Origin of the sequence: Colwellia sp. M166 (assembly GCF_024585285.1) — a bacterium.
Lineage (GTDB): Bacteria > Pseudomonadota > Gammaproteobacteria > Enterobacterales > Alteromonadaceae > Cognaticolwellia.
Genome location: NZ_CP040755.1, coordinates 4,332,315 through 4,343,853 on the forward strand (window position 1 = coordinate 4,332,315; position 11,539 = coordinate 4,343,853).

The window sequence follows — 11,539 nt, forward strand, 5'->3', positions numbered from 1 at the left end:
ACGTATTTTCGCTTTATTCTGTAAGAGTCAATTATGGTAAATAACACAGTAAGCAAACCCAGCTTTTGGTCTCGTCGACTAATTCTTGGTACTACGGTTGCCGGAGCGGTGATCTTCTTTGTGGTTGGTATTATCTTTTGGGGTGGCTTTAACACAGCAATGGAAGCAACCAACACCACTGAATTTTGTATCGGTTGTCATGAAATGGAAGACAACGTTTATCAAGAATATAAACCGACCATACATTATTCCAATAGAACCGGCGTTAGAGCGGGTTGTCCTGATTGTCATGTGCCAAGACCTTGGATCCACAAAGTGGTGCGAAAAATACAAGCATCAAAAGAAGTATTCTCTTGGTTAACCGGCAAATTAGATACTAAAGAAAAATTCAATGAACATCGCTTTACTCTCGCTAAAAGTGTTTGGGGTGCGATGAAAGATACTGATTCACGTGAATGTCGTAACTGTCATAACTTTGAATCGATGAACCCTGAGTTTCAAAAGCCTCGCGCGCGTAAGCAGCATTTAAATGCCTTTGAAACCGGACAAACCTGTATTGATTGTCATAAGGGTATTGCTCACCATGGTGTGAGAGATAAATTAACTGATGAAGAGCTTGAAGCACTTGAAGCGCCAAATCCAGATTACATTCGTGAAGTACCACAGCTTTATTTAGACGGTTTAGCACGTGTTGAAGCCAAAGAAGCGGCTGAAAAAGCAGAGTTAAAAGCGAGCAAAGAAGCTGAGAAAATAAAAATTCAAGCGCAAATTGAAAAAGCGGTTGCTGATGCAACAAGTAATATGACTGCGGCGCCAAAAGGCATAGCAAAAGCGGCTAGTAATAGTGCTGCTGCCAACAGCAGTGATATTAATGTTGATTGGAGTAAGTCTACCGCGACAGATATTGGCGTATTTTATCCAGGTACGGCATCAATGGAATGGATTTTAGGCCGTAACCATGGTGGTAAGCGTGCTTTTACTAAAGGGGATCGTTGTACTGAATGTCACTCGGAAGAAATTGCTGATATCGGTAATAATATCGCTTCAGGTGAAAGTGAAAAAATTGAAGACCCAGCGTTAATTCCAGGTAAACGCGGAAGTTTTAATGTCACCATTAATGCTGCCCATGATGCTGAAAACCTTTACTTGAAGTTTAGCTGGCCGGAAACTGACCATACACCAGCACCATTTGTTGATGGTGGTAAAATGGACCCAGCTAACTCAATGAAACTTGCCTTTATGTTAGCCACTGATGAAGTTGAATATGCTGACCGTGCTGGCTGTTGGGGCACATGTCATGCTGATGTAAATGGTATGCCATTTGTACCAGAAAACGAGGTGCTAATGGGCTCTGATTTAGCCAAACGCTTAGACTTTAAAAACGGTTTAACCAAATATATTACCGAGTCTCGTACTGATCTTGAACTTAAAGGCCGAGGTGGTAAAGCACTTGGCGGTTGGGATAAGTTAAAAGCTGAAGGCGATATACAAGCCGCGGTTGATTCAAACAAGTTTATGGATATTGTGCGTTATAAAGCCGGTGAAGGTATCGTTGAAGATGGTTATATTTTAGCTGAACGTCAAATGCACGGTGGTCAAGGCGGCGAAGTAAGTGCAAGTCTTGAAAATGGCACTTGGACTGTGATGGTTAAGCGTAAACTTAAGTCTGACAAAGCCGGTGATGTTAGCATTGAAGCAGGTACCGTATACAACTTCGGTTTTGCTATCCATGATGACTACACTAGCGGTCGTTATCACCATGTTTCATTTGGCTACAAGTTAGCACTTGATAATGATGAAGCTGAAATTAATGCAGCAAAACTATAATCTTATGGTCTTGTTCAGTTCAGTTCAGTTTAACTAAGCTAAGTTCAGTTCAGTATGAAGTGATATCGCTTATTTAAGCAAAAATACTAAGCCTTTTGTGTAAACAAAAGGCTTTTTTTATGTGCTTCCGACATGGATGTAGGATATTAGTTAAATTCAGCAGCCGTTACCGATAATAAATATTATCTAAATCAATGTTTTGCCTGAAATGGGCAAGCTTAAACTGGATCCTGCATCTTGAAGTGTTATGGCACTATTATTTGATATGGCACAATGTTGCGTATTGATAGCGTATTTATTTCTGCTAATTGCGACTATTATTTATTCTCCACAATGAAAGGGCATACAATCATGAGTACAACCAAACACGGCATTTCAATTGGCATTGAACGTATTAATAATCATGTTTTTCTTGCACTGAAAGCAGTAGGAAAGCTAACGCATGCTGATTATGAATTGATCACGCCGATGCTTGAATCAGCGTTATCACAAGTAACAGCTCCTGAAGTGAAGGTACTTATCGACGGCACAGAACTTGAAGGTTGGGAGCTTAGAGCGGCGTGGGATGACTTTAAGCTGGGTTTAAAACACAATAATGAATTTCGTAAAATTGCTATTTATGGCAATAAAAACTGGCAAGAAATTGCTGCTAAAATTGGTGCTTGGTTTATTTCAGGTGAAATTAAGTACTTTGAAAATGTTGCTGATGCAGTGAGTTGGTTATCAGAGTAAGTGTACGGTTAAATAATACATGAGCCTTATGGCTGTTTAAACCAAGGGATTTTATATGCGGATATTTATGGTGATCATTTTACTACTTGGCTGTTTAGGCTCTGTTAATGCCAGAGAAGTGGTAGTTGAAATATTTAAAAAGCAATTTATTCCTGCTGAAATTACGGTGATGCAAGGAGACACCGTAATTTGGCAGAATGTTGAAAAGCGTCAATACCATAATGTCTGGTTTAAGCAGTTGGTAAAAGCCGAGCCTGATTATATTTTCCCGGGTGAAAACTACCAGCGCACCTTCTCAGAACTAGGTGAGTTTACCTATGAGTGCGGCCCTCATCCGAAAATGCTCGGCATGGTTAAAGTGGTTACCCGCAAGTAAATAAACTGATAGTAGGAAGCGAAAATATCGATTGAACGGGGTTTAAATGTTTGCTTTGCACGCGATCATTAAGCTTTATAGTATGGTTAATGGATGTTTGAAGGTTATAAGCTAGGGATTATTTTTGAAATAGTAGAGGATTTGTTGTTTTGATTTTCAACAGTGCTTTATTTACCACGCTAATATCAATGGTGTCTTTTTTAAAGGCTATATATGTTGGCAGTTGATAACGGGTAATATTGGTAATATTTGCCATAAAATCAGGGTGTTGATTTATTAGGATATGCTCGCCAACAACTTTACTGGTGATAACCGCATCGAGTCTTTCGTTAATTAACATTTTAAATAAAACATCATTGGAAGGTAACTTCTTGAAGCTAGCATTTTCTAGTTGATGCAAATGAGCAATGTCTAGATGGAAATTGATTCCTCGGTGTACGCCAACTATTTTATTAGTTAAATCTAATTTTTTATTATCTCTAGCTGAAAAAATGGCAATCTTGGTAATATGTGTTGGGGTGTCTGTGTAGTCTAAGAATACTTCTCTGTTTGGCAATTTTCCTAAGGAAAAATAACAATCATAATGGTTTTTTTTTATTTCTTTTTTTAATCTTGCCCAAGGCAGGTTAACCACTTCCACGTCTAGGTCGATATTTTTAAATAACAGCTGTAGTAGTGTTATATCAGAGCCTATAAACTCATTCTTTGACTCGTCAAAAATGGTGTAAGGTGGGTAATGAGTGGTAGCACAAGTTAATTTTTTGGCTGCTTTGGCGTTTGAACTTGCCATTAAGGAAAATAGTAAAAACAAAGCTAATAATTTAGTTATTTTAAACATTGATTGCTCTGTTTTTGAAAGAGAAATTTTTTATCATGTACTTCAATATCTAGCGCAAATTACTGACTAATATTTATGATAAAGACTATGAAATATAGCTCAAAATGTCCAGTTGGTATGTCTTTATCTCGCTGACTTTGCACAATATAAAGAGAAATGCAGCTAAACCGGCATTTATACTGCTTTATTTCAAACTTTTTGTACTGCGATGACTTAATTAACCTTCAGGTTTGGTGACGCTATTAGTCAAAGGTGACATTATTACTCCTCGATATTACACTTAGTTAATGCTACTAATAGCCATGCGCGGATAAAACCTATATGCCAGTTATGTGATTTTTCGCACAGAATGTTGAAAGATCCACCTTGGCTTGATCGGTATCAAATAGCCGCCATTCTTCTTTGTATTTCAGCACTCTTCAATTGCCTTGGCCTGATTTTGAGCGTACTTTAGCGAGTATTATTTCGTTATCCTCTATAGAAAAGTGTAAATAGGAAATTATGGCTACTATGAATTCAAATGCGTCGGTTGCTATTGCTGCTGACAATACAAAACGCTCACAAGAGCCGCTTTACTATCAAGAACAAGATAATGAGGTCGGGTTATTTGAATACGCTTACAATCACCATTTACCCGTATTGATAAAAGGGCCGACCGGTTGTGGTAAAACACGCTTTGTTGCTCATATGGCAGAAAAACTCAATAAGCCATTATATACCGTTGCTTGTCATGATGATTTAACTGCTGCTGATTTAGTTGGCCGACACCTTGTAGGACCTGAAGGCACTTATTGGCAAGATGGTCCATTAACGAAAGCTGTACGTGAAGGCGGTATTTGTTATTTAGATGAAGTGGTTGAGGCACGTAAAGATACTACAGTAGTGTTGCATCCGCTTGCTGATGATCGGCGCATTTTACCACTGGAAAGAACCGGTGAACTCATTGAGGCTGCACCAGGGTTTATGTTGGTGGTTTCTTATAACCCAGGTTATCAAAACCTTTTCAAAGGTATGAAACCGAGTACTCGCCAACGTTTTGTTGCTTTACGCTTTGGCTACCCTGAAAGCCAAGTTGAGCAAGATATTATTATCAAGGAAACCGGCGTTGAGCCTAGTATTGCCTTTAAATTAGTCGAGTTAGCACAAGCACTACGTCGCTTAGAAGAAAACGACTTGGATGAAGTTGCTTCGACAAGACTGCTAATATACGCCGCCAAAATGATGTCTTCAGGCATGGATCCGATAGAAGTCTGTCGTTGTTGTTTAGCGGAGCCGTTGTCGGATGATTTGCAAACGGTTAATTCAATTATGGAAGTGGCGAAAATTTATTTTGATGCCTAACAATATAACCATGCCTACTGATGTTTCGGGTGCAGAAGTTGCTATGCATATAAATGAGGAAAATAAAAAACTACCCGGTGATCTTGCCATGTGGTTTTTTATTTTGGCTGAGTTAACGGTATTTGCGGTATTTTTTATTGGTTTTGCTGTTGCCGAAAACTTAAATTTAACTATGTTTGCCGAAGGTAAGGCACAACTTCATAAGGTTGCCGGCCTTATTAATACCATTGCTTTAATTACCAGTAGTTACTTTGTTGCTATATCTTTGCATTCAATGCGAAAAAATAACGACAAGCAAACGGTTTCACGTTTAGTGTTAGCGTTAATGTTTGCTTTGGTCTATGTGGTTTTAAAATTATGGGAGTATCAAGCCTTATTTTCTCAAGGTATTGATATTGAAACTAATACCTTTTTTACTTTGTACTTTTTAATCACTGCTTTTCATTTTATGCATATTTTATTAGGCATGGTAATTTTGCTTTATATGGCGATAAATGTTTATAAAGGTAAATATCGAGATCCTGAATCAGAAAATGAGTTTTCCGGCTTCGAATCGGGGGCATGCTACTGGCATATGGTCGATTTACTTTGGATTATATTATTTCCATTAATATACGTTATTTAGGGAGTATTAAGATGATGAAAGCTTGGCAGCGCTTTGCAGTAAGCTGGGGGTGGTTAATCTTATTAACCTTTGTCTCTGTTGCAGTAGGGCAGTACTTTCAATCGAGCTCGTTCAACACATTAGCGTTTATTAGTATTGTTATGCTGATTATTGCGATGAAAGGTCAGCAAATTATTGATGTATTTATGGAGTTAAAGCACGCCCCTCGATTTTGGCGCAATATCATGTTGGCTTACGTGATTGTTATCCCCATTATTATTACCATTATTTATGTTTAATACCAATGCTACTAAGTTTCTTCCCATTCAGTGAAATTTAACAGCTTTAGCGGCACAGGTTCACCGTTCCAGACTGAACCTAAGTACCTACATCCATGCAGGCAAGGCATTGGTTGAAAATAATGGCTATTCTCGACAACTGTTCCTGCGTTGTTCTAATGACTCACATCGCTGTGAGAACCTTATCGAAATCAATAACACGGCCTGTAAGGCTTTTAAAATCACCCTTCGGGAGCTTACCAGCGGTTCGATAACCGCCGATAATTTCCTTTATATAAAATAACTATATTGACAAAATGATCGTTGTTCTCAAAACGTAGGTAAGCGCTGAGTGGGAACAAACTTAGTCGACTTGGTATTAGTTTGAAAAAAGCGTTACTTTTGGTTGTTTTATGTGCATTTCGAACAAGCTAACATTACACTAAAGGTCTCGCTAGTTCTCTTTTTCAAGCCGAACAGAGCTATCAGTAAAAAGAGCAACAACTGCTAGTACAAGGCAACGTTTTGCAGGAAGGATTGAAAATATAAACAAATGCTCATCGTTAAAGCCATTAAAAATTTAACTTGTTGCTTTAGAAGAGCTATAAATGAGTATGAAAAAGTGAGTTTCTTAATTTTATAACTGACGATTTAGTACTTTAAACGTGGTGATATTTGCACTTTTTACTAGTGAAAGTTGACTCTTAATTATCAGTAATTTCAAGCATTTTTTACCTCTGTCAAGGCAAATTTTAGTCATGAAATAAGCTGTTTTTAAGCGGCAGAATTTATTTTATATACGGGCTATTATTGAACTATACTGTTGAGGTTAGGATTAAAAACCCTACAAAAATTAAGGATTTAGGAAGCTTGATATTATGAAAAAACCGTTGTTATAAATAAAAAGACAGTATTTTTTTACTTTAATTCAAGCAATTTTGACTTTATTTGTTACACATTTCTAAAAACTTGATTTTCATCAAAGTGAGCACGTTGAGATTACCTTATGATGAGTTTGCTTTATTACATATTTTTAATAAGGGAAATACCATGTCAGAGCGCTTTACAAAAGGCATGGCTCGAAATATTTATTATGGTGGAAGTGTATTCTTCTTTTTAATATTTCTTGCTTTGACTTTCCACACAACAAAAGAGATGCCCAAACGGGATCATCGAGAAAATATCACTGAGTCTGTAGCGCGCGGTAAGGCGTTATGGGAAGACAATAACTGTGTCGGCTGTCATTCATTAATTGGTGAAGGTGCTTATTTCGCGCCGGAACTGGCTAATGTTTATGATCGTCGTGGTGGAGAGGCTGGCTTTAAGGCATTCTTCAACGGTTGGATGAAAGCTCAGCCTTTAAACATTCCTGGTCGTCGTCAAATGCCGAACTTCCATTTATCAGACCAAGAAATTGATGATCTGGCTGAATTCCTTAAGTGGACTTCAGAATTGGATACTAATAACTGGCCACCAAACATAGAAGGATAATGGCGTGAATACTCTTAAATATCAATCACAAGCCGTTGCAAAACCTTATTTTGTTTTTGCTATGATCTTGTTTGTAGGCCAAATATTATTCGGCTTACTGATGGGTTTACAATATGTTATCGGCGATATTGTCGGTGGCTTGATCCCTTTCAACGTAGCACGTATGGTTCATACCAACTTGCTAATTGTTTGGTTACTCTTTGGCTTTATGGGTGCTGCTTATTATTTAGTGCCCGAAGAAGCTGAAACCGAGCTGCACAGCCCGAAATTAGCCATGGCGCTATTTTGGATTTTCGCTGCCGCCGGTGTCGCTACTATCTTAGGTTACTTACTTGTACCTTATGCAACGTTAGCACACATCACAGGTAACGATTTATGGCCAACCATGGGGCGTGAGTTCCTTGAACAACCAACGATCACTAAATTAGGTATTGTTGTTGTGGCTTTAGGCTTCTTGTATAACTTGGGTATGACTATTTTGAAAGGCCGTAAAACCGCTATCAATATGGTGATGATGACAGGTTTGATCGGTTTAGCGGTATTCTTCTTATTCGCATTTTATAACCCAACTAACTTAGCATTAGATAAATACTTCTGGTGGTTTGTTGTCCATTTATGGGTTGAAGGTGTTTGGGAATTAATCATGGGTGCAATTTTAGCCTTTGTATTAATCAAAGTTACCGGTGTTGACCGTGAAGTTATTGAAAAATGGTTATATGTCATTATCGCCATGGCGTTGATCTCAGGTATCTTAGGTACAGGTCATCACTTCTACTGGTTGATGGTGCCTGAATACTGGCAGTGGGTGGGTTCAATTTTCTCTGCAATCGAACCGTTACCTTTCTTTGCTATGGTATTATATGCCTTTAATATGGTTAACCGTCGTCGTCGTGAGCACCCTAACAAAGCGGCAACGTTATGGGCACTTGGTACTTCAGTAATGGCGTTCTTAGGAGCGGGTGTTTGGGGCTTCCTACACACACTTGCGCCAGTGAATTACTATACTCATGGTACACAAATTACTGCGGCTCATGGTCATATGGCATTCTACGGTGCTTATGCAATGATCGTTATGACCATAATGTCATATGCTATGCCTAAGTTACGTGGTATTGGTGAAGCTAACTGTAATAAAGCACAAGTTACTGAAATGTGGGGCTTTTGGCTGATGACAGTGGCGATGGTATTTATTACTTTATTCTTAACCGGTGCTGGTGTACTACAAGTGTGGTTACAGCGCTTACCAGAAAGTGGTGAAGCTTTAAGCTTTATGGCAACACAAGACAAATTGGCTATCTTCTACTGGTTACGTGAAGTTGCTGGTGTAATATTCCTTATTGGTCTTATTGCTTACTTAGCTAGCTTTTTCGTTAAAGAAAAGAAAGTAGCATAACATTGTACTAACAGTTTAAATTCAAGTGGTTGAATGAAAACTGCTATCGTTAATTAAAGCCGTGGTAGTAATACCGCGGCTTTATTATTGAGTGAAAATAGAATCGTTAATGTAAACCGGATTAACATGAGGAGAAATGCTTGAGTGACTACCAATTAACCCAACGTAAAAATAAGCATATATTGCAACGCACGGCAAAAATTATTGGCATAATCAGCATTATTGTTGCCTTGATTTGTGCTGGTTATTTGCTGACCTTAACCGACACTGAAGATAAAGTGATGAAAGCCTTTTATGGCTCAATTTCATTTTTTTGTTTTATGATGGGCTTAGTGCTACAAAGTATTGGTGATGCCGACTTACCTGATTTAACGGTGCCAAAAGACAAAGTAAAATAAGCTGTACTCGGTGAGAAATAACGAGTTAAATTTATGCGCTTAATTGACCTGGTTTGACATACATCACAATTCACTTATAAATCTTTTGTTAGCATAGCTGCAAGTAAGTTGAATAAAACAGTAATCCTTTTGGGAAGAACAAAATGGAAGAGTGGGTAGGCGGTCTTTGGCATAAGTATATTACGCGTAAAGCTAGCACTGAATATGCTGATGCCGCGGTGCAGTTTTCACAAGTAAGCCACGCGATAGGACTGGTTTATCGTGCTTTAGGTGGTGCAGCCGTTAAGCGTGTTGAAGCTGCAAGTGATCGTGACTACATTGTACGTCGCAGTTTTCTTGAAAAAATTGCCGGTGAAAACCAACAAATTAGTCTTGCTTGGCAAGATGATGAAAGCTTACGTTTACCTGAAACTTTAGCGGTTTTCCCCCGCGCAGAATTAAACCATGATTTGTATATTTGGTTAGCAATATTAGCCGCACAGCATGATGGTAAGTTTCGTCATTGGGCGATAGATAACCAACAACTTGTACTCGATGTACTTGAGCGCTTTCCGGCACTTGTTCCACGTTATCAGCGCCTTGCAAAGGCTTTTGTCAGTAGCCGCGCCGATCATTCAAAACGACCTAAAGCCGAACAATTAATGGAGCAGGCGATCAATCAAGCTATTTTATCACCTGGCTCAGTAAAAGAATTTCCAACGGTAAACTATGCACCACAAGCGGTATATTTGTGGTTATATCCTTCAGCACACGTTGATCCGCAAGTATTACCTGAATTTGATGATAGTGATGAAGCACTAGAAGCAGCTGAACTCAGTAAAGCGAAAAAGAGTGAAACCAGCCGAAAACAAGGTGAACGGGTTGACTCCGGTGATGATAAAGATGGCATGATGATTTTTCGCCTTGAAAGTCTTTTTTCTTGGAGTGAATTTTCAAAACTTGACCGAGGTACTGACGACAGCGACGATGATGAAGATGACAATCAACGTATTGCTGAAGACTTAGATAAAATTACCGTTGCGAAGCAGCAAAGTCAAAAAAGTGCCCGTATAAAAATTGATATGGATTTGCCTTCAGCATCCGAAGATGATTTACCCTTAGGCGAAGGCATTAAAATACCCGAATGGAACTATAAGAAACAGTGCCTAGAAGCTGATAGGTGTCTTTTACAGCCTATGCTACCTAAAGACAGCACAGCACAAAAATTACCGGTTAAATTACAAAAAACAGCGAAAGTAATACAAGCTCAGTTTGAACAACTGCGCAGTGTACGGTATTGGCTCAAGGGTGAGCACCAAGGTGAAGAGTTAGATCTTGCTGCTTGGCTTGATTTTCATATAGAGTCAAAAATATCACCGACCAAAGAAAAGGGGCACTATCGCAGCTTTCGTGGCAACAATCGTGATATTTCTACTTTACTGCTAGCTGATTTATCGATGTCGACTGATGCTTATTTAGATGACAATAGTCGTGTTATCGATGTAGTACAAGACTCGATGTTACTGTTTGGTGAAGCGCTAAATAGTGTTGGCGACAGTTTTGCCATGTATGGTTTTTCGTCAGTAAAGCGTAGCAATGTGCGTTTTACGTTGTTGAAAAACTTTAATGAAAAGTATGATGATGTTATTCGTGGCCGGGTGCGCTCTATTCGCCCTGGTTTTTATACTCGAATGGGTGCGGCTATTCGTCAAGCAACAAAAGTTTTAGTTGAGCAACGCAGTACACAAAAATTGCTATTAATACTCACCGACGGCAAGCCAAATGATATTGACCATTATGAAGGGCGATTTGGCATTGAAGATACTCATCAAGCCATAAAAGAAGCCAATAAACTGGGCATTAAACCTTTTTGTATAACCATTGACCAAGAAGCGCAAAGTTATTTACCTTATTTGTTTGGTAGCAATGGCTACACGGTTATTTTAAGACCTGATCAGCTGCCGGTGCGTTTGCCGCAGCTTTACCATCAATTAACCAGCCAATAACGAGTTAATTGAATAAGCGAAGCATTTTATTTTAGGGGGCATTATGTCTCACGAACAAGTTTCTTGTTTGTTTTGCCAAGTAAAAAATGACAGTAAACTCGAACACTGTACTAACTGCGGTATGGCGTTAACAAAACACCACCCCGAGGGCAAAGCACGGTTAAGTTTTTTCGTGAAAGCATTCTGGGGTATTGTTATTTTTTGTGTGCTAATGATGTATTACTTACCGCGATAGGCCTTTGGTGTTTAACTATTTTGTAGTTAAACACCAAAGGC

General features: G+C 38.7%; 12 protein-coding genes. 11 read left to right on the forward strand and 1 reads right to left on the reverse strand.

Annotated features, from left to right (window positions below; all coding sequences use genetic code 11):
* The first annotated feature begins 33 nt into the window (after positions 1–33).
* From FGD67_RS19575 to FGD67_RS19585, 3 genes are all read left to right on the forward strand, one after another.
* Positions 34–1,827, forward strand: a complete 1,794-nt coding sequence (locus FGD67_RS19575; RefSeq protein ID WP_257172707.1) for a NapC/NirT family cytochrome c — start codon at positions 34–36, stop codon at positions 1,825–1,827.
* Between the two features lie 351 nt (positions 1,828–2,178).
* Positions 2,179–2,559: an STAS/SEC14 domain-containing protein gene (locus FGD67_RS19580; RefSeq protein WP_257172708.1), complete on the forward strand. Its 381-nt coding sequence runs from the start codon at positions 2,179–2,181 to the stop codon at positions 2,557–2,559.
* Positions 2,560–2,614: 55 nt separating this feature from the next.
* Positions 2,615–2,935, forward strand: a complete 321-nt coding sequence (locus FGD67_RS19585; protein WP_257172709.1) for a plastocyanin/azurin family copper-binding protein — start codon at positions 2,615–2,617, stop codon at positions 2,933–2,935.
* Between the two features lie 118 nt (positions 2,936–3,053).
* Here FGD67_RS19585 and FGD67_RS19590 read toward each other — a convergent pair whose 3' ends face one another.
* Entirely contained in the window at positions 3,054–3,773 is a 720-nt protein-coding gene (locus FGD67_RS19590; protein WP_257172710.1) for an ABC transporter substrate-binding protein, read from the reverse strand.
* A gap of 501 nt (positions 3,774–4,274) precedes the next feature.
* Here FGD67_RS19590 and FGD67_RS19595 point away from each other — a divergent pair.
* The 8 genes from FGD67_RS19595 (at position 4,275) to FGD67_RS19630 (ending at position 11,498) form a co-directional block, all read left to right on the forward strand.
* Positions 4,275–5,114, forward strand: coding sequence for a CbbQ/NirQ/NorQ/GpvN family protein (locus FGD67_RS19595; protein ID WP_306556769.1), 840 nt, complete (start codon positions 4,275–4,277; stop codon positions 5,112–5,114).
* Complete coding sequence (locus FGD67_RS19600) at positions 5,107–5,739, forward strand: cytochrome c oxidase subunit 3 family protein (RefSeq protein ID WP_257172711.1); 633 nt, start codon at positions 5,107–5,109, stop codon at positions 5,737–5,739. Before FGD67_RS19595 ends, FGD67_RS19600 begins: the two co-directional genes overlap by 8 nt.
* Before the next feature lie 11 nt (positions 5,740–5,750).
* Positions 5,751–6,017: a cytochrome C oxidase subunit IV family protein gene (locus FGD67_RS19605; RefSeq protein WP_257172712.1), complete on the forward strand. Its 267-nt coding sequence runs from the start codon at positions 5,751–5,753 to the stop codon at positions 6,015–6,017.
* 972 nt (positions 6,018–6,989) lie between these two features.
* Positions 6,990–7,487, forward strand: coding sequence for a cytochrome c (locus tag FGD67_RS19610; protein ID WP_306556770.1), 498 nt, complete (start codon positions 6,990–6,992; stop codon positions 7,485–7,487).
* A 4-nt stretch (positions 7,488–7,491) separates the two neighbouring features.
* Positions 7,492–8,880 (forward strand): cbb3-type cytochrome c oxidase subunit I, encoded by a 1,389-nt coding sequence (locus FGD67_RS19615; RefSeq protein WP_257172713.1) that lies wholly within the window; start codon positions 7,492–7,494, stop codon positions 8,878–8,880.
* Positions 8,881–9,020: 140 nt separating this feature from the next.
* Positions 9,021–9,278 (forward strand): hypothetical protein, encoded by a 258-nt coding sequence (locus tag FGD67_RS19620; RefSeq protein ID WP_257172714.1) that lies wholly within the window; start codon positions 9,021–9,023, stop codon positions 9,276–9,278.
* A gap of 143 nt (positions 9,279–9,421) precedes the next feature.
* Positions 9,422–11,263, forward strand: a complete 1,842-nt coding sequence (locus tag FGD67_RS19625) for a nitric oxide reductase activation protein NorD (protein WP_257172715.1) — start codon at positions 9,422–9,424, stop codon at positions 11,261–11,263.
* A 43-nt stretch (positions 11,264–11,306) separates the two neighbouring features.
* Complete coding sequence (locus FGD67_RS19630) at positions 11,307–11,498, forward strand: hypothetical protein (RefSeq protein WP_077284767.1); 192 nt, start codon at positions 11,307–11,309, stop codon at positions 11,496–11,498.
* Positions 11,499–11,539: the final 41 nt, after the last annotated feature.